Annotated in this window: 21 protein-coding genes and 2 pseudogenes; 17 read left to right on the top strand and 6 right to left on the bottom strand. The window is 67.2% G+C overall.

The features are described 5' to 3' along the window. The first annotated feature begins 153 nt into the window (after nucleotides 1-153). Nucleotides 154-762 carry a TIGR03086 family metal-binding protein gene (locus tag ACWCP8_RS29965; RefSeq protein WP_451119225.1) on the top strand — a complete coding sequence of 203 codons (609 nt, stop codon included), beginning with the start codon at nucleotides 154-156 and terminating at the stop codon, nucleotides 760-762. A gap of 63 nt (nucleotides 763-825) precedes the next feature. Here the strand turns inward: ACWCP8_RS29965 and ACWCP8_RS29970 are convergent, their stop codons facing one another. Beyond that, nucleotides 826-1,545, bottom strand: coding sequence for a DinB family protein (locus ACWCP8_RS29970; protein ID WP_451119227.1), 720 nt, complete (start codon nucleotides 1,543-1,545; stop codon nucleotides 826-828). A gap of 414 nt (nucleotides 1,546-1,959) precedes the next feature. On the opposite strand from ACWCP8_RS29970, the pseudogene ACWCP8_RS29975 reads away from it, so the two are divergent. The 12 genes and pseudogenes from ACWCP8_RS29975 to ACWCP8_RS30030 all read left to right on the top strand — a co-directional run. After that, nucleotides 1,960-2,283: pseudogene (locus tag ACWCP8_RS29975) on the top strand (IS110 family transposase); the annotation flags it as partial. A 626-nt stretch (nucleotides 2,284-2,909) separates the two neighbouring features. Continuing rightward, complete coding sequence (gvpO, locus tag ACWCP8_RS29980) at nucleotides 2,910-3,143, top strand: gas vesicle protein GvpO (protein ID WP_451119347.1); 234 nt, start codon at nucleotides 2,910-2,912, stop codon at nucleotides 3,141-3,143. A 109-nt stretch (nucleotides 3,144-3,252) separates the two neighbouring features. Continuing rightward, nucleotides 3,253-3,702, top strand: a complete 450-nt coding sequence (locus tag ACWCP8_RS29985) for a gas vesicle structural protein GvpA (RefSeq protein ID WP_356005038.1) — start codon at nucleotides 3,253-3,255, stop codon at nucleotides 3,700-3,702. A gap of 3 nt (nucleotides 3,703-3,705) precedes the next feature. Then, nucleotides 3,706-4,419 (top strand): GvpL/GvpF family gas vesicle protein, encoded by a 714-nt coding sequence (locus ACWCP8_RS29990; protein WP_451119229.1) that lies wholly within the window; start codon nucleotides 3,706-3,708, stop codon nucleotides 4,417-4,419. 21 nt (nucleotides 4,420-4,440) lie between these two features. Continuing rightward, the gene (locus tag ACWCP8_RS29995; protein WP_451119231.1) at nucleotides 4,441-4,698 is read left to right on the top strand and encodes a gas vesicle protein GvpG; all 258 of its coding nucleotides are present in this window, start codon (nucleotides 4,441-4,443) and stop codon (nucleotides 4,696-4,698) included. A 24-nt stretch (nucleotides 4,699-4,722) separates the two neighbouring features. After that, nucleotides 4,723-5,319, top strand: a complete 597-nt coding sequence (locus ACWCP8_RS30000) for a hypothetical protein (protein WP_356005043.1) — start codon at nucleotides 4,723-4,725, stop codon at nucleotides 5,317-5,319. Then, entirely contained in the window at nucleotides 5,312-6,469 is a 1,158-nt protein-coding gene (locus ACWCP8_RS30005) for an SRPBCC family protein (RefSeq protein ID WP_451119234.1), read from the top strand. Before ACWCP8_RS30000 ends, ACWCP8_RS30005 begins: the two co-directional genes overlap by 8 nt. 57 nt (nucleotides 6,470-6,526) lie before the next feature. Further along, a complete protein-coding gene (locus ACWCP8_RS30010; protein ID WP_451119236.1) occupies nucleotides 6,527-7,000 on the top strand; it encodes a gas vesicle protein in 474 nt (157 codons plus the stop codon). Beyond that, nucleotides 6,997-7,860 carry a GvpL/GvpF family gas vesicle protein gene (locus ACWCP8_RS30015; RefSeq protein ID WP_451119238.1) on the top strand — a complete coding sequence of 288 codons (864 nt, stop codon included), beginning with the start codon at nucleotides 6,997-6,999 and terminating at the stop codon, nucleotides 7,858-7,860. Before ACWCP8_RS30010 ends, ACWCP8_RS30015 begins: the two co-directional genes overlap by 4 nt. A 32-nt stretch (nucleotides 7,861-7,892) precedes the next feature. Further along, nucleotides 7,893-8,078 carry a gas vesicle protein gene (locus ACWCP8_RS30020; RefSeq protein ID WP_451119240.1) on the top strand — a complete coding sequence of 62 codons (186 nt, stop codon included), beginning with the start codon at nucleotides 7,893-7,895 and terminating at the stop codon, nucleotides 8,076-8,078. 70 nt (nucleotides 8,079-8,148) lie between these two features. Then, nucleotides 8,149-8,565 carry a gas vesicle protein K gene (locus ACWCP8_RS30025; protein ID WP_382843898.1) on the top strand — a complete coding sequence of 139 codons (417 nt, stop codon included), beginning with the start codon at nucleotides 8,149-8,151 and terminating at the stop codon, nucleotides 8,563-8,565. A 155-nt stretch (nucleotides 8,566-8,720) separates the two neighbouring features. After that, nucleotides 8,721-9,185, top strand: a complete 465-nt coding sequence (locus tag ACWCP8_RS30030) for a hypothetical protein (RefSeq protein ID WP_451119242.1) — start codon at nucleotides 8,721-8,723, stop codon at nucleotides 9,183-9,185. A gap of 286 nt (nucleotides 9,186-9,471) precedes the next feature. Here ACWCP8_RS30030 and ACWCP8_RS30035 read toward each other — a convergent pair whose 3' ends face one another. Then, nucleotides 9,472-10,434: an SDR family NAD(P)-dependent oxidoreductase gene (locus ACWCP8_RS30035; RefSeq protein ID WP_451119244.1), complete on the bottom strand. Its 963-nt coding sequence runs from the start codon at nucleotides 10,432-10,434 to the stop codon at nucleotides 9,472-9,474. A 276-nt stretch (nucleotides 10,435-10,710) separates the two neighbouring features. Between ACWCP8_RS30035 and ACWCP8_RS30040 the strand changes: the two genes are divergently transcribed. Next, nucleotides 10,711-11,004, top strand: coding sequence for a hypothetical protein (locus tag ACWCP8_RS30040; protein WP_451119246.1), 294 nt, complete (start codon nucleotides 10,711-10,713; stop codon nucleotides 11,002-11,004). Nucleotides 11,005-11,191: 187 nt separating this feature from the next. Here ACWCP8_RS30040 and ACWCP8_RS30045 read toward each other — a convergent pair whose 3' ends face one another. The 4 genes and pseudogenes from ACWCP8_RS30045 to ACWCP8_RS30060 form a co-directional block, all read right to left on the bottom strand. Further along, a complete protein-coding gene (locus ACWCP8_RS30045) occupies nucleotides 11,192-11,539 on the bottom strand; it encodes a hypothetical protein (protein ID WP_356005058.1) in 348 nt (115 codons plus the stop codon). Nucleotides 11,540-12,752: 1,213 nt separating this feature from the next. Next, nucleotides 12,753-13,412, bottom strand: coding sequence for a DNA alkylation repair protein (locus tag ACWCP8_RS30050; protein ID WP_451119349.1), 660 nt, complete (start codon nucleotides 13,410-13,412; stop codon nucleotides 12,753-12,755). 82 nt (nucleotides 13,413-13,494) lie between these two features. After that, nucleotides 13,495-14,202: pseudogene (locus tag ACWCP8_RS30055) on the bottom strand (RNA-guided endonuclease TnpB family protein); the annotation flags it as partial. A gap of 26 nt (nucleotides 14,203-14,228) precedes the next feature. Next, nucleotides 14,229-15,110 carry a hypothetical protein gene (locus tag ACWCP8_RS30060; RefSeq protein ID WP_451119248.1) on the bottom strand — a complete coding sequence of 294 codons (882 nt, stop codon included), beginning with the start codon at nucleotides 15,108-15,110 and terminating at the stop codon, nucleotides 14,229-14,231. A gap of 870 nt (nucleotides 15,111-15,980) precedes the next feature. Between ACWCP8_RS30060 and ACWCP8_RS30065 the strand changes: the two genes are divergently transcribed. The 3 genes from ACWCP8_RS30065 to ACWCP8_RS30075 are packed head-to-tail and all read left to right on the top strand — an operon-like array spanning nucleotide 15,981 to nucleotide 17,432. Then, entirely contained in the window at nucleotides 15,981-16,442 is a 462-nt protein-coding gene (locus ACWCP8_RS30065) for a monovalent cation/H+ antiporter complex subunit F (protein ID WP_451119250.1), read from the top strand. Beyond that, the gene (locus ACWCP8_RS30070; protein ID WP_356005064.1) at nucleotides 16,435-16,695 is read left to right on the top strand and encodes a Na(+)/H(+) antiporter subunit B; all 261 of its coding nucleotides are present in this window, start codon (nucleotides 16,435-16,437) and stop codon (nucleotides 16,693-16,695) included. The genes ACWCP8_RS30065 and ACWCP8_RS30070 overlap by 8 nt, the downstream gene beginning before the upstream one ends. After that, nucleotides 16,692-17,432 (top strand): MnhB domain-containing protein, encoded by a 741-nt coding sequence (locus ACWCP8_RS30075; protein ID WP_451119252.1) that lies wholly within the window; start codon nucleotides 16,692-16,694, stop codon nucleotides 17,430-17,432. The genes ACWCP8_RS30070 and ACWCP8_RS30075 overlap by 4 nt, the downstream gene beginning before the upstream one ends. Nucleotides 17,433-17,441 lie beyond the last annotated feature (9 nt).

The raw sequence follows: 17,441 nt of genomic DNA on the forward strand, positions 1-17,441 counted from the left end.
CCGAACGCGACCACTTAGCGTCCGCCCACAAGCCGTTTGGACGACGCGCCATACACAGCCCAACGTGCGATCACCACATACAACATCGTCCGACAGACCATCTCATTAGGACCGTTCGCCCCGGCCTGGGGCACACGAAGGAGGAAACGCCGCATGAGGCAATCGACCGAAGTGGACTTGTTGGCGCAGAGCATCGATCTGGCCCTTGACGTAGTCAGCGGTGTGTCGGTGGACCAGTACCAAGATCCAACCCCATGTTCGGAATTCACGGTGGGAGACCTTGTGAATCACATCGCCATGATGCTCTTGATGACGAGGGACGCGGGCACCCGGGCGGCACCGGATCCCAGCCTGCCGACTGCCGACCCGATGCCTTTTCTCGCCGGACAACCGGAGTCCGACTGGGCTGGGCTGATGGCTGAAAAGGCGGAGCTGGCAGTGAGTGCCTGGTCCGCACCAGCGGCGTGGGAAGGGGAGGCGAGCGTTGGCGGACCGCCCATGGCGGCCACCGCGCTCGCCGGGATCCTCATCGCCGAATTCGCCATCCACGCCTGGGACACGGCAGTAGCCACCGGGCAGCCCATCAATATCCCCGCGTCCTTGACCAGTGCCGCGTTCGACACCTACGCACGTGAGGCACCCCGTATGCGCGGCTTGCGCCTTCTCGCCGACGAGGTGCCGCAAGAGGCCGATGCGCCCCTGTTCGACCGCGCACTGGGCCTGACCGGCAGGGACCCCCGATGGACCCGACCCACGCGATAGTTCTGCAACTGCATCCGGTGTGCACCATCCCGGAGACGTGGGTGGTGTTTGGCGCGCCCGGGCCTACCGGGGAGTGGTGAAGCGCGCCCGCCGCAGGTCGCGGAGCAACGCGATCTCGGCCATGTGGTGGATGAATTCGAGGTTGGCCCCCCACAGCACGGAAATGAACGGTTCCTCGGGGTGGGAGCCGTACGGGTACTGCGAGAGGCCGACCGTGTCGAGCTGGTCCTCGGTGAGGGCGCCGACGTCGGCGCGCCAGCGGTCGACCACCGGCCAGAAGCGCTCCAGGGTCAAGGCCGCCGAGGGGGAGAAGTCGATCATCTGCTTCGGGTCCTGCCGTCGTTCGCCGAAGGTCCACTCCCAGGTGCCCGCGAACTCGTAGTGCAGGTGGCCCAGCCGCCACGCGATGGTCGTGACCGGCGTCTCGTCCGGCTCCGGTTCGCCGGTGTGGGCCAAGATCTGCTTGACGCGCTCGACGGTCACGCTCCAGTCCTCGGCGATCTTCTCCACCGACAGGCCGCCGGCCGCCTGCCGGGCGACCTCCGCGTACTCGCTCGCCGGGATGTCCGCGGCGCCCAGGTCCAGCAACCACTCGCCTGGCCCGAACGCCCGCGGCGTCGTCGCCTCGGCGCGCCGCCGGAGCGACCAGCAGCCGGGCACCGGCTCCCACAGATACTCCTCGTCGCCGAGCCCCGCCAGCCGCACCCCAGCCATCTCCCTGGCCTTGTCGAACTGGTCGAGCAGCAGGCCCAGCCGGTCGGTCCGTACGCCCTCGATCTCCATGAACGGCTCCCCTTCGCGGTCGTGTGTCGTACCTCACTGCGCTCCGGCGGAGGTTAACGACTCACCTCACGGGGCGCGACCGATTTCCTCGCTCACGAAGCGGTGCAGCACCTCCCGCATCACCACACTCGTCCAGACCCTCCTCACCCTCCACGTGACCTGCTCAAGCTGGGGTTGGAAAAGGCTCCCTACGTTGTTCTGCGGGATGTGGTGAGCCCTTCGTATGGTTGACCCGCCCAGGGGTGCCGGGTGTGGCTCAAAAGGCTCTGCCGCTTGTGGCTTCCACTGATTGACCGCCCGGCACCCCACGACGACTCGGCTGCCAATTAGGAATTGCGAATGATCGCTGAGTAGGGAATCGACAGCGAGGTCGTCCGTGGCAGGAACCAGCAGCACACCGCACGGAGGCACCACATGGCCATGATCTGGGCCGGCATCGACGCAGGTAAGACTCACCACCACTACGTCGCGATCGACGAGAGCGGCCGTCGGCTGCTGTCACGACGCGTCGCCAACGGCGAGCCTGAACTTCTCGAACTCCTCGCCGATGTCCTGGCTCTGGGAGACGAGGTGACCTGGGGCATCGACCTGGCCGACGGCGGCGCCGCCCTGGCCATCACGATCCTGTTCAACCACGAGCAGTCGGTGCACTACATCTCCGGCCGGGCCATCCACCGCGCCTCCGAGAGCTACCGCGGCGAGGGCAAGACCGACGCCAAGGTCGCCGCCGTTCGTGCACCCCGCGCTCCCGGCACCGGGCGAGCCAGGAGGCCACCGCCGCCCGGAGCGCGCTCCAGGTGCTGACCGCCGCCTCAGCCCACAGTCGGCGCCCACCATCGAGTCCCGCCGATCAACCGCCGCCGGCCCACAGAAAGCCTGCCCATTACCGCGACCGGCAACGGCGATTCCATCACCGCACACGGATAGCCCGAATTATTTCTTCCCTCGCCCCGCACCCGGATCATCGCGCCGCGACGCAAGCAGAAAGCCCTACTTGCAGGACCCGACCTGGCGACACGGCGAGGTCTCCAGCCCCTTCCTTCATGCCGCTCGGGCGCCCGAGCGGCAACTTCTTTGCCAGGATTCCCGGATCGTCACACGTATGCCGATGACGTGGCCCGACCGGCGTCTTCCTGCGTCATGCGGCCTGCTGGCAGGGGACTTTACGGGACCGGATTTCGGCAGATTCCTCTCCCGACTGCATAGGTACGCGGTCACCGGGCACGCGAAATGCAGCGCGCAACACGAGCGGACTCGACTCAGGCACGAAACAGATAGGACAGGCGGCGGACAAGAACATGACGACTCAGGAAGGCACAAGCAGCAAGTCCGGCGATCAGGAGCGGATATCTGTCGTACGGGCCATGCGCCGAGCGGCCGATCAGCTTGCTGAGCTGCTTGGGCGCGAAGCCTCCTCCGTCTCGGCCATGAATGCCACAGACGACGGCTGGACAGCCGAGGTCGAGGTGGTGGAAATCGAGCGCGTACCGGACACAACCAGTGTCATGGCCTCCTACCGCGTCCGGATGGACAGCGGCGGTGAGCTCACCGGCTACGAACGCACCCGCCGCTACTCGCGCGGCCACATCGACAGTTGAGGGCCACCGGAGGCCTCGGTCATGCCTCCACTGCGCGCAGTCCACCGGCGACGCCTGGGTCCTGTCCTCTTACGAGGTCTCAAGGAGTACACCGGAAAGGAAGCAGAACATGAGTGTCGTTCAGCAGACAAACGCGTCGAGCGGCGGAAGCGGCTCGGGCAATCTCTATGACGTTCTCGAACTCATACTCGACCGAGGGCTCGTGATCGACGCCTTCGTCCGGGTGTCCCTCGTGGGCATCGAGATCCTCAAGATCGACGTGAGGGTCGTCGTCGCCAGCGTCGACACGTACCTCCGGTTCGCGGAAGCATGCAACCGACTGGACCTGGAGTCCGGCCGTAAGGCTCCCAGTCAGCTGACGGACATCGTCGGCGAAGCGACGGAGAGCGGCGCCAAGGGGAAGTCCAAGGGTGCATTGACCGGCGCCGTCGAGGCGTTCGGGGAGTCGTTCGGCCGAGGCAGCCGCGGCTCCGACGAGGAGAAGGAGGAGGAGACGCGACCCGCGCGCAAGACCTCCTCCTCCACCAGCCGACGTACCAGCCGCAGCAAGGAGGACTGACTCGTGCCCACCTATCTGTACGCCATCACCAAGGCCGACCATCCGCTGCACCTAGACACCCTGAAGGGCGTGGGCGAGCCTGCGGCGCCGCTGCGCTCGGTCGCGTTCAAGACGCTCGCCGCCGTGGTGAGCGACGCCCCGGAGGGCCTGCGCGCCAAGCGCCGAGACGTTCTGGCCCACCAGGGCGTCCTGGAGCAGCTGTTGGCGGAGGGCGCCGCTCTGCCCATGCGGTTCGGAATCGTGGGGCCGAGTGACGACGCGGTGCTGACCGCGCTGCGCGAGCAGCACGATCCGTACGCCCAGCGGCTCGAAGAGCTCGATTGCTGCATCGAGTACAACCTCAAGGCCTCACGCGATGAAGACGACCTGCTGCGGGAGATCGTGTCCGGCTCGGAGCGGATACGCAAGCTCAACGAGCTGACCCGAAACGGCTCTGCGGCCCATGAGGACCGCATGGCCCTGGGCGAACTGATAGCCGGCGAGGTCTCGGCCCGGGAGGAGGAGGCGAACAGGGCCCTGACGTCACGGCTCGCCGCGTCCGCTCTTCGGGTGTCCCCCGCCGATCCCCCCAAGGGCAGTTTCCTGAACATCTCCTTCCTGCTCAAGCGTGACGACGCAGCGGCGTTCTCGGAGGCCGTGCACGGCGAGGCCGAGCGGCTCGGAGACGCCTACCACCTGAAGCTGAACGGCCCGCTGCCCCCGTACAGCTTCGTCTGACCCGCGAGGAGCGCACCGAGCATGGGCCTCATCACGCAGATCGTGACGTTCCCCCTCGCCCCCGTCCACGGCACGGTCTGGGTGGTCGACCAATTGGTCCTGGCCGCCGAGCGCGAGTACTACGACCCCGCGCCCGTACGGGATGAACTCGCCCAGCTGGAAAAGGATCTGCTGGAAGGGCGCGTCAGCGAGGACACATTCGACCGGCGAGAGGACGAACTGCTGGACCGACTGGAGCAGATCATGGCCGAGCGCCAGAGGCTCGGCCTCGAATCCTGACCACGACGCAGGAAGGCACCACAGATGAACAACAGCGGAAAGATAGGTCTGGCCCTCGTAGGTGGTTACCTGCTCGGCAGGACCAAGAAGGCCAAGATGGCCATCGGCTTCGGAATGTTCTTGGCAGGGAAGAAGATCCCGCTGGATCTCAGAGAGCTGAGCCGAGTGGTGAGCAAGTCACCTGTGTGGGGCGTACTCAACGACCAGGTGCGCACCGAGCTCCTCGATGCCACCAAGTCGGCGGCAACATCTGCGCTCACCCACCGCGTGTCCGGCATGACGGACTCGCTGCATGAGCGCACCCTTGCTCTCAACGATGCCCGTCCCTCCGATCACGACGACGACGTTGCGGAAGATGAGGCGAGCGACGAGGACGAGCAGCGCGACACAACATCCCCCGATGACGAAGCGGCCGAGAAGAAGCCGGCTCGTCGGCGCAGCGCACCCGCTGAGCGAAGCACCAAGCGAGCTGTGAGCAAGACGTCCGGTGCAGCACGGTCGAGCACGGGGGCGGCAGGCAAGACGGCTGCTTCCGGTGGACGCAAGGCCGCTTCGAAGGGGGCCCGGACCTCCACCGGTTCGGCTCGCCGGACGAGCGAACGTGGAGGCGGCCGTGACTGACTCCACGTTCAAGACCATCAAGGATCAGGTGACGAAGTCACCAGCCGCAGAGGAACTGAAGGAAGCGCTCCAGGAGTACGCGCAGGCACGCGCGGCGCACGCGGTCACCAGCCTCGGTCACTCGCTGGGCTCGGGCGTTGCCAAGCTCGCGAACCCGCAGGAGGGACTGGGCGGGCTCGCCGGCAGCCTCGCCAAGGGCGGAAAGGCCCTGAGCGAGGGCAAGTCCCCCGGGCAGGCCGCCCTGACCGTCGGTGCCTCGCATCTCAAGGACACGCTCAAGGACAAGGTGAAGAGTCTGTTCGGCAAGGGGCGAAAGAGCGGTGGCGGCAAGTCCAAGAGCGTGACGATCGTCGAGGACATCGACGTGGGCGTGCCGGTCCGCGAGGCGTACGACCAGTGGACGCAGTTCCAGGAGTTCAGCACCTTCGCCAAGGGCGTGGTGAGTGTCGACAAGGCCGACGACACCTCCAGCAACTGGAAGGTGAAGGTCGCAAAGTCGACCCGCAGCTGGAAGGCGAACGTCACCGAACAGATCCCTGATGAGCGCATCACCTGGACCACTGAGGGCGCCAAGGGGACCGTCAAGGGCGTCGTGACCTTCCACCGTCTGACCGACAACCTCACGCGCGTGCTTCTCGTGTTGGAGTACTTCCCCAAGGGCCTGTTCGAGAAGACCGGCAACATCTGGCGGGCTCAGGGACGCCGCGCCCGTCTCGACCTCAAGCTCTACCGCAAGTTCATCATGATGCGAGGTGAAGCCACCGATGGCTGGCGTGGAGAGATCCACGACGGCGAGGTGACGGTCGGGCACGAGGAGGCCGTGGAGGAAGAGGAGCGAGTGGCCGACGACGACTCCGCCCAGTCCGACGATGCTTCCGACCCTGCTGACGACGACGCCTTTACCGAAGGCGACGAGGACGACGACGAACCCGAGGCCTACGACGACGAGGAACCGGAGGCCTACGAGGACGAGGAGTCCGAAGAGCCCGACGAGGAGTCCAGCGCCGAAGACGTCCCCGACGACGAGTACGTCGACGAGAACGAGGACGAGGACGAGCCGCTCGACGGCGACGACGAGACGGGCGAGGACTACTCCCACGACGACGAGGGCGTGACGCGCGACGACGAACGGCGTCGCGTCCGTAGCTGAGACCTCCTGCGCTCCGAATCCGACGCCGGCGCACCCCACAGGGAAGGCAGAAGACACGTGTCCGAATCACTGGCCCCTCGACTGGGCTCCCCAGGCGGGGCTTCCCCGTACAGCCAGCAGGGTTCGTCCGCCAACCTGGCAGACATTCTCGAACGCGTCCTGGACAAGGGCGTGGTCATCGCCGGTGACATTCAGATCAATCTGCTCGACATCGAGCTGCTGACCATCAAGTTGCGGCTCCTCGTAGCTTCGGTGGACAAGGCCAAAGAGATGGGCATCGACTGGTGGGAGCACGATCCGTCGCTGTCCTCAAGGGCCCGCCCCCTTCGCGACGAAGCAAGCGGGTCGACCGGAGGCACGGCCGGCTCTCTCGCCGACGAGAACGCACTGTTGCGGGCGGAACTCGCCGAGCTACGGACCGCGGTCGGATTGCCATCGTCGGGCAGCAGTGGCAAGGGTCTTCTCGCCGAATCAGCAACGGCGGAGAAATCTCCCAGCAGCCCTCGTCCTGACGGGAGGGAGGAGCAGTGACCACAACGCCTCATCTCGCGCCCAGCACTGTGGATCCCAACGAACCGGGCAGCCCCCCGGAGGCATTGATCTCGTACGTCTACGCCGTCAGCCGAGTCGGCAGCGCTGCGGAGGAAGCGATTGCTTCCCTTGCCGGTCTGGGCGGCAGGAGCCCGCACACCGTGTGCGCGGCCGGCCTGGCGGCGGTGGTCTCTTCCGTGCCAGAGGCGACTTTCGGCACCGAGGGCCTCACAGCACAGCTGGAAGACCTCGAACGCCTCGAAGTGATTGCACGCACCCACGACGCAGTGGTGGAGGCCGCTTCGCGGAGCACAGCTGTCCTGCCCATGCGACTGGCCACGGTCTACCTCGACGACAGCCGCGTCGCATCGATGCTTGAAGCGCGCAGCGAGGAACTCCACGGGCTCCTCTCCTGGTTGGAGGGGCACGTGGAGCTCGGGGTGAAGGTGTACGCCGACCCTTCCTCGGCAGCGTCGGAGCAGCCCGGCGCGGAGAAGCCCGGTTCAGCCTTGCAGGGACCCGGGCAGGCATATCTCCGCCGCCGCCAGGCACAGCGGCGCGGCCGGCAGGACGCGTACAGGGCAGCCGCAGCGGCGGCATCTCGAATCGCCGAACACCTCACCCGCCTGGCTTCTTCGCGCGTGTCTCACCGGCCGCAGCAGGGGGAGCTGGCCTCTGGAGCCGGCGAGAACATAGCGAACGACGCCTATTTGGTGCCGGTCCGATCAGAAGCGGAGTTCCGGGCAGCCGTAGCCCAGGCAAACGGCGAGGTGCCCGGTGTGCGCTTCGAACTGACGGGCCCGTGGGCTCCGTACTCCTTCGTAGGTGCGGTCACGACGGAATACCAGGGCCGGACATGACCGCCAATCCACTCGACCGCACAACCGCGCCCTTGGATCCCACAGACGCCCTGGCGGTCCGTCAGGTCGCCCTGATCGACCTGTTGGACCGTCTGCTCACCGGGGGTGCCGTACTCACGGGGGATCTGGTGCTGTCCGTGGCGGACGTGGATCTGGTCCATATCAATCTGCGCGCCGTGATCCGCTCGATTTCCGTGGACAGCCCCGCACCGTGGTAATCCCCCGCCTCCCCGCGCGACCAACCGAAGCAATCGTGCGATTTTCGCGCTCAGGACGAGGAGCAACATCATGACCCACGGGCAGAGCATGCCGATTCGGTCGCGCAAACAAGCATGCGGGACCGCGCTGGAGGACGTCGCCATGGCTGCGGCACGCGCATTCGAGCTGACCCCGGCACCTGCGAGCGCGGAGACGGACGGAGGCATCGCCCAACGGCTCAAGACGAACCCGGAGACCGTGGAACGCGACCTTATGAAACTGGTGCTGACCATTGTCGAACTGCTCCGGCAGCTCATGGAACGCACTGCCCTCCACCGCGTCGACCAGGGCGATCTCAACGAGAACCAGGAAGAACGGATCGGAATGACGCTGATGATCCTCCAGGACCGAATGTCCGAGCTGTGCGACCGTTACGAACTCACTATGGATGATCTCAACCTGGACCTGGGGCCGTTGGGCTCACTGCTTCCTCGGGACGGCGGATGAGAAACTCATGGTTGTGCGTAGACGTCAGCAATCCAGCCGGAGACAAAGCGCTTCGCCAGGACATCTGCGCAGACGAGCACGTCCCGACACCGGCGAGGAATGACACCCAGTGCATCAGAACGTTTAGTCAGACAAGGAAAGGAAACGCGAGAACCATGACTGAAGAGGCCACGAATTCCGAGAAGGCAACAAGCAAGTCCAACTCCGCGTCGTCTCCCACCGGAGCTGGTGCGGGTCGCACGACCCGTGCAGCCGGCAAGAAGACCACCGCGGCGGGTGGGCGTGCAAAAGAGGGCAGCGCCCGCGCCGCCGAAGCCGCGAAATCGTCGGCCTCCGACGCGCAGGAGGCGACCGCCGCCGGCACAAGGTCCATCTCAACGGCCACCCAGCAGGTGAGCCGGGCCGCGACCGCCGGGGTGAAGAGCGGCAGGCGCGCCGCCGCATCCGTCGGCGGCATGGTCACCGCAGGGGCGCTCACGATATGGACTGCGGTCAAGCATCGCAACGCCGTTGCAGCGGGCGCCGGTGCCACCGTCGCAGGCGTCGCCTTCGCCGCCGGGCGCCGCACAGCCAAGCAGAAATTGGGGCCGGTGACTCGCCTCACCGGAGGCCGTTTCTGAATAGAACCCTCTGAACCACAGACGGCCCCCGTTTCACCGCACAGCGTGCGGCCGAGACGGGGGCGTCCTGTGCGCGGAGAAGGCAGCAGTACACCCGTGCGAACGCAACGGAATTGACACCATCCTCCTGGACCCAGAATGGTCCAGGAACCGTTGTCGCGCCCCGCCCGCGCCTTCTGGCTGAGGGACAGCAGGCCCGTACCTCGCGGGTCGTTGATTCGTATGGTGCGACCGGCCCGGGGCCGGCTGGCCACAGACCTGAAACGGTGACCTGCGACGTCCGGGGCTAGGTTGCCGCCGCGAAAGCGTCGACGCCCGTGAGGTCGGCCGACAGCGCCCACAGGCGCGCGGCCTGCTCGGGGTCGGTCGCGTGTGCGTGCACGCCGCCTTCCGAGCCGTTGCCGGCCGGCTCGGCTATGTCGCAGTCCTCGCAGTACACGCCGCCCATGCCCGCCAGCTGGGGGGAGGTCGCCGCCCATACCTGCGTCGCCGCGCCCTGCTCGGGCGTCTTGAAGGTGGGATCGGTCGGGTTGCCGTTCTCGTCGATCCAGCCCGCGTCGACCATCTCCGCCTTCGCAAGGTGGCGCTGCAGCGGGGTGAGGATGCTGCCCGGATGCAGCGCGAACGCTCTGACTCCGGCGTCGCGGCCGAGCACATCGAGCTGCATGGCGAACAGCACGTTGGCCGTCTTCGCCTGCCCGTACGCCTGCCATCTGTCGTAACCACGCTCGAACTGCACGTCGTCCCAGCGCACGCCGGTGATGCCATGGGCGCCGGAGGACACGGCGACCACACGCGCGCCACCGCGGGCGATCGCCGGCCAGAGATGGTTGATCAGCGCGTAGTGACCGAGGTGGTTGGTGGCGAACTGCGCCTCCCACCCCGGGCCGACCCGCGTCTCGGGGCAGGCCATGACCCCAGCGTTGTTGATCACGATGTCGACCTTGCGACCCGAGGCCAGGAACCGCTCGGCGAAACCGCGGACGCTTTCGAGGTCGGACAAGTCGAGGTCGTCGGTCTCGACGCCGTCGATGCCCTCGAGCGCCTCCTGAGCGGCCGCCCGTCGCCGGGCGGGGACCACGACGCGGGCTCCGGCACCCGCCAGGGCGCGGGTTGTCTCCAGACCAAGTCCCGAGTAGCCACCGGTGACGATCGCGGTGCTGCCGGACAAGTCGATCCCGCTCAGGACGTCGTCCGCGGTGCTCCGGGCACCGAAGCCTGATCCGATCTTGTGCTGAGGTGTCGTCATGACGGAGACGCTAGATGCTGGACCGCGCTCTAGGTCAAGGGCCGATGACGGCGAACATCCGGGTCCAGCCGCTGCGTCTGTGCCGGATCACCACCATCACCGACGCTGGCTATCCCGGTACCGGACTTGCCCGGGCGGAACCATCCGGAATTCGACCCGCGCTCCCGCACTGCGGCGCGGCCAGAACAACGGGTTCAGCCCCTCCCCCGCTTGGTTGCGGTCCTCCAAACGCGCCAGGGGCCTGTCCGGCGGATCATGAGGCCATAAGCTCTGACCATGATTAACCTCCAGGTCCGTAGCGAAGACGGCACGATCGCAGCTCGCGCTGAGCATGGTGTGGTCTGGGGTCCGGAGCTGGCCGGTCTCGACCAGTCGGTCTTTCCGATGCTGGGGCACCTCTTGCCGTACGCGGACACCGTTTTCAACAGTCGGCAGGTGTCCACCCTGCTGGAAGAGATACCGCAGCTACCTCCGGGTGTGGTCACCGATGAGCTTGCGCGCGAGATTCTGGAGTTGGGCCGGACGGTTCTCGACGGACAGCACCTGTACCTGTGGTTCCTCGGGGACTGAGACAGCGGATTCGCTCAGCCCCGGAGCCATAGTCGGACGGCTGCGACGACGGCGGTGCCGTGCAAAACGTAGGCACGCTTGATGCCCCTATAGATGTCAAGCAGCGCGGGGTCCGGGCGACTGATGATTAGGCCGGGCCGCGGGAGCTCAGGCGGGCATGGGGCCGCGAGGCGCGGTCACTGTGTCACTACCGTTTCGTCCGAAGCTGCAGGTCGACCTCCTGTTCCTGGTCCCCCGACGCCGTGCCCTGCTTGTGTACGGCGAACGCGGCGCTCAGGGCGTCGCACAGCTGGTCCACGGCGACATGGCCGCCCTGCAAAGTGGCGGTGGGCGAACTCTCCAGTGGTGGGGTCGACCCGGTCGGGATGCGGTCCTGCGTCGGCTCGAACTGCGAGGTCCACACGGCAGGGTGGTCCCCCGGCTGCTCCTGGGGCACGGCGTCGGGGGGACGATCGGTAGGGAACGCCGTCCGCAGGACATCGAAGACGATGGCAGCGTCCTCCTTGGACGCTCCGGTGAGAGACACAGTGACCATCGGGGGTCACTCTCCTTTCTGCTGAGGTACGACGGTGTACCTCGGGGCCTCCGCGGAGGCCCCGAAGCGGGTGCAGACCGAACCCGCGAGCAGTGCGAGCCCACCAACCACGCCGGCCGACCGGTGCGGCCGCCGGCCAGCGCCGCGGTCGCGGCTCCCGCCAGGGTCAGGGGCGCGGGCGGTACGCATGAGCGTGCCCGCGCAGCCTTCGCGCAGGTCTCTGCAACCATGCCGAGGCGTCATTCGGCAGCCTCGGTCGCCAGGCTCTCGGCCGTTGCCGCGCCCGTTCGGCGGTGCTGGTGCGCAGCCTGAGCTGCTACGTGCGTGGATATGGCCGCCCTACCACGCGTCAGCGGGTCGGAGCCGGTCAGCTGTCGGTAGACGGGCCAGTCGCTGACCCAGGTGCCCACACCCATTACGTGTCCTCTCGGGCAGCCGGACTCCTGTCAACAGTCGCGGGCGTTCCGCCCAGCGTCACCTGCCGGGGCTTCCGCGGCGCGCGGAGCGTCAGGCAGACGATTCGTCGGGCACGGGATGCCCCGGACGATTGCCGGAGTGCGGGGCGCCCCTCCGGCCGGTGCCGGCCTCGTCCGTATCAGGGATCTCCGGGTCGGGCTGCTCGTCGGCGGTGGAGTGAATCGAGGTGCCTGGGACGTCCCAGGGATCCTCGTCGGCAGTGACCTGCTGATCGGGAAGGTCCCTCGGTATCGGCTTCGGTGTCGGCCCCCCGCTGTTCCCAGGGGCTTTCGGGCGGTGCTCGCTCACGGCGTTCTCGCTTCCTCGCACTGGGGGTGGCGTGTGGCGCGAGTACCCCGGCGGCCGACGAGTATGCCGTCGATCGGGGCTCCGCCCCGAGGCTGGTCAGCCGCGCAGCGCGTTTGAGGAGTTCCCTCTCGGCCGTGCGCAACCGCCCTCGATCCCGACCCTCTACGCCTCTACGGGGAGGTCTTCCTCGGTGCGTTCCTCGCAAAAAGCGTCTTGTCCCACGGAGAGGTCTCCCGAGTGACTCGCCTCAAGGATCCTCGACTTACGGACCAACCGTCTCGACGCTTGGTCACACGTCTGCACCACGGCGAGCGGCCGGGTCGCTTCAACCGACTCGGGCAGGCCAGGCGTGCTCTCCGGTCGTAGCCGACGTGAGGCCCTTCACGGCCGATTCGTTTCGGGTGTCGCGTTCTGAGAAAGTAGCGGCACGAGCGTGAGCGCGAACTGCCTACTTTTCGTGCTGTCGGCGCACCATCTCGGTGATCCAGATGGGCGCGAACGGAGACGTGCAGCCCGGGGAAGTCGGGTAGTCCTTGAGCACCTCCAGGCGCTCACCGATGTCGATTGCACGGGTGCGGTGCTCGACGTGCTCGATCCCGATCTGAGCCAGGCAGTGGTTCATCGCCCACTGCAGGCGATCCGGGGCATCTTTCATTTCCGCCTCGACGACGTCGAGCAGTCCTGCGAGGTCAAGGCCCTCGGGCTTCTTCGCCACGCGTTCGGTGGTCAGCGCCCAGCCGGCACTCGCGACCACTGGATCCGGATCGGCGGACCAGGCCAGGCGCAGCTCTTCGGAGTGCGGGCTCTTCTTCACCACGTAGTTCACGAGCCAGTCGTGCACCTTCGGTGTGCGCGCCTCGCGCAACATGACGTCCAACTCGTCACGCTCGAACGCCTTCGGGCGGCAGATCAGGATGGCCAGCAGTCTCGCCGCGGTGTCATCCGTCTCCCAGAGCCGGCACGCGAGTTCCTGCTGCGTCTTCAGCTGCTTCGCGAGCGCGCGCAGCCTGCTGAGGTTCACACCGTGATCGTCACCGTGTTTCTCGTTCACCTCGCGTGTCTTCGGGTCCTCGAGCTCGGCCAGCTCGGCCATCACCTCGGCCACCATCGTCTCGGCCACCCCAGCCTCCTGTCATCATCACGTGCGAGATTCAGACTTTGGCGCTCTCCCTCCTGAGGGAGGGAGATTCTTACGGCTCGCGCCGTGAGACTTCCTGTTTCATCGCCGACTGCCCGCCCGGAGTTCTCCGTTGAGGTATTACACCAGCTCCACAGGCCGACACCGCCCGTCCGGCGGCCAGCAGGTTGCGTGCGGCGTTCACGTCCCGGTCGTGGGTCGTGCCGCAGGCGCACGTCCAGGTACGGACGTGCAGCGGCATCTTGTCCTGCAAGGTGCCGCAGACGGAGCACAGCTTGGAGGAGGGGAAGAAGCGGTCGACCGCGATCACTTCCCGCCCGTGCCACTGGGCTTTGTACTCCAGCAGGCTGCGGAACTCGGCCCATGCCGCGTCGCTGATGGCGCGGGCCAGGCTCCGGTTCTTGACCATGTTTCGCACGGTCAGGTCCTCGATCACGATCGTTTGGTTTTCACGAACGAGCCGAGTGGTCAGCTTGTGCAGGCCGTCACGGCGCCGGTCGGCGATCCGGGCGTGGATCTTCGCGACCTTCAGCCGGGCCTTCCTGCGGTTGGCGCCGTCACCCTTGGCCTTGCGCGCAAGGGCGCGTTGGGCCTTCGCCAGCCGGGCACGGTCCGTGCGCTCATGCCTCGGGTTAGCGATCTTCTCACCGGTGGAGAGCGTCAGGAGGTGGTTCAGACCGACATCGACACCGACCGCCGCGTCCGTGGCGGGGAGCGGCTTGACGGTGTGGTCGTCGCACAGCATGCAGATCAAACGCCGCCGCGTACGAACCTGACCAAGCCCTATCAGGACCCGTCCTCCCGCCGTCTCCTGACGAACCATCTGCCCGCCGGGGCCACAAGGGCCAGTACCCCCGCCGCTAGCGCCCAATCCTGCCAGCGCCAGAGCGGATGCTGCCACCGCCAAAGCGGCGCGGGTGCGGCCTCGACGGGGATCACAGCGCGGTTGTTGCCGGGCACAGGGTCATTCGGACCGTACACGGTGATGGAGCCCTTGGCGCCGGGGATCCGCTTGTCGATGCGGATGTGGAAACCGATGGTGACCGGGGACCTGCTGGGCCATGGGACACCCCACTCCGAGAGGTCACACAGGAAGAAGTAGTTGTCCTTGTCCTGCGGCGGCTGGCATGAGTATCTCCGGTGGTCGTCGTCCCCTTCCCAGGGAATGGACGTGATCGTGGTCCCGGCTGGCGGCACCACCGCGAAGGTGCCGCCGGGATCGCCGTCGGGGAGACCGGGGCCCAGATTCGCCACACCGAGCCGTACCACGACGGTGTGCCCCACCCTGCCCTTGACCGTATCGGTGACGGGGGTGTAGTCGGCCGGCGGCTCGGGGGTGTAGTCGGCCAGCGACGACTGGGACACACCGACGAAAAGGGCCTTGCCAGGGTGCGCCAGGTCGACGCCGCGGACCGCGGTGCTGGGCAACACGCGGGTGGTGGTCCCGGGCCGTTGCGGCGGCTGGCTCCGGTGGCCGGTGGGCGGCAGTCCGCCGGCCACCCTCCGGGTGCTGCCCGCGACGGCCGCCATGGCAACCTCGGCACGTAAGGCAGTCTGATCCCCCGACGCCGGCTGAGGCTGCGCCCACACCGGCCCCGCCGCCGTCCCGAGCGCGGCCAGGGACACGACAGCGGCGCCGATCCGGCGCACGACGGCACGTTCAGCCATGGAGTCCCAACCTTTCTGCTCGCATCCCTGTCTTACATCCCTATGCGGTCGGTGTGTCCTGCAGCGACAGCGCGCGACGTGCGAGAGGGTACCGTGCCCCGAAGGCCGCTCAACGGGACCAGTTCATAGGCGCCGTGCACCACGCCTCGGCTGGGCGCGACACGGCCGCGTTCCGGCGGCGCCTTCCAGGGAAAGCCGACACCGAAAGCGCGGGCACGAGAGGGGCAGGCGGTCGGTGAGCCACTCTCGGCCGGGCATGTCAACGACGGCCTACCCGGATCCGGCGAAATCCTTCATCTCACTACCTGAGAACGCATCAGCCCTGCGCGCGTGCGGGAGCTGCTACAGGCCGACTGACCAAATAAGACGACTTCTTTTACCCACTTGCCTTGCCGGCCCGGCAGCGACCGCACCTGTCAGGAAGCCGCTGCGCTGTTGGTGATCCTGGCTGCCTTCTCCTCGCGTCGCAGGGCCAGACAGGTCTTTTCATCCCCGATCCGAGGCGTAGGCATGGGCGTTCCTTCGCTTCCCTCCGCCTGGAACTGCTTTGCTTCCAGTTGTTTCCGTTACGGCCGGGGAATGTCTGAAGCCCCACCGGGCACCGGATGAGCACGAGCGATGCACGACGACCTCGAGGAGACACCTTGCGCATCACAGAGTTTCCTGCGGCGGCCCGCCCTCCGGCGCTCGCATGACGGGGAGACGGCTGGGTAGCCTGGTCGCCGAAATCCTCGTATGGCAAGTGTCGCTGTCAGCACTTTGGTTGGTGCTCATCAGCAGGATCGAATCGCTGGAGGTGTTCGCCGGTCTCGGATGTGCACTGCTGGGGGCACTCGCGGCCGTCGCGGCACGCCGGGCTGTGAGCGGCTGGTGAACGCATGGCTCGCCTGCGCATCCGTACTCCTGGTGGCAGGTCTCTTCCCGGTCGTGTGGGGTGTGGCGACCGGACCGCTCGGGCGCAGGGTCGTCGCCCAGAACTTCGGCACCTCGGTGGTCTGTCTGGTCATGCTGCTGCTTGCCCAGGGCTACGGCCGCCCCGCCTACACCGATCTCGCTCTGGTCCTCGCCGTGCTGGGCCCGGTCGGCACGCTCGTGTACGCACGGCTCCTCGCCGACGAACTGAGCGAGGCCCCGCCAAAGGCACAGCTGCCGACCGTGCTGGCGGTCGCCGCCACCGTGCCGGTCGTGATCGCGTCGTGCGTGGCCGCCGGCCCGGGGCGTGCGGCAGTGAAGCTCGTAGTCGTCGGAGTTCTGCTCGTCGCCGGAAACGTGATTTCCTCGCGTACGCTGTCCGGCGCCTACCTGGAGCCGAGCGAGGCCCGACGTGACTGACGGCCTCATCGTGATCTCTCTGTTCCTGGTCGCGACCACCGCGACCGCCGCCGTGGCGGTCCGTGACCCGGCCCGTCAGGCTCTGGTTCTCTCGGTGCTCGGCCTGGCGCTCGCGGTGCTGTTCACCGTCCTCCAGGCGCCGGACGTCGCCCTGTCACAGCTGGCGGTGGGCTCGGCACTGACCCCGCTGCTGATCCTTCTGTCCGTCCGGAAGGTGCGCCGCCGCGGGCAGCGTAACGAAGGCGGCCGATGAGCCGCAGACTACGGATGTGGATCCTGGCCGTGGGCTGCCTGGGCTTCGCCGCCATGTTCGGGGCAGCCTGTCTGCAGCTGCCGGGCTTCGGCGGTGACAGCCACCCCTACGGCGACCGTGCCGTCGGGGCGGCGCTCGCCCACCGCACCGCCAATGTGATCTCGGCCGTCAACTTCGACCAGCGAGCCTTCGACACCCTGGGCGAGGAGACCATCCTCTTCGCAGCAGTGCTCGGAACCGTGGTGCTGCTGCGACAGACCCGCGAGGAGCGTCAGGTGCCTCCCGCGCCGGTCCATGTTGCGTTCCCCGTTAGACGGTACGCACTGATCCTGTTGCCCGTCGCCCTCGTCGTCGGGCTCTATGTCGTCGCACACGGCCAGCTCAGCCCGGGCGGCGGGTTCCAGGGCGGGGTCATCGTGGCGACCGCGCTCCACCTGCTCTACATCGGGGCCGACTACCGCGCCCTGGAGCGGATCCGCCCGGTCAGCGTGTACGAGGTCGGCGACGCGGTGGGCGAAGCGACGTATCTCGTGCTGGGCCTGGCGGGTCTCATCGCGGGTTCTTCGTTTCTGGCCAACACGCTGATGCCGTACGGAACATTCAACACGCTCGCCTCGGGCGGATCCGTGCCCTTGTTGAACATGGCCGTCGGCATGGAAGTGGCGTGCGCCGTGGTGGTGCTGCTCGCCCGCTTCCTCGACCAGGCCGTGGAGATCGAGGAGGAAGGCAAAAAATGAGTGGGGGGA

It is taken from the genome of Streptomyces sp. NPDC002206, from assembly GCF_053593595.1.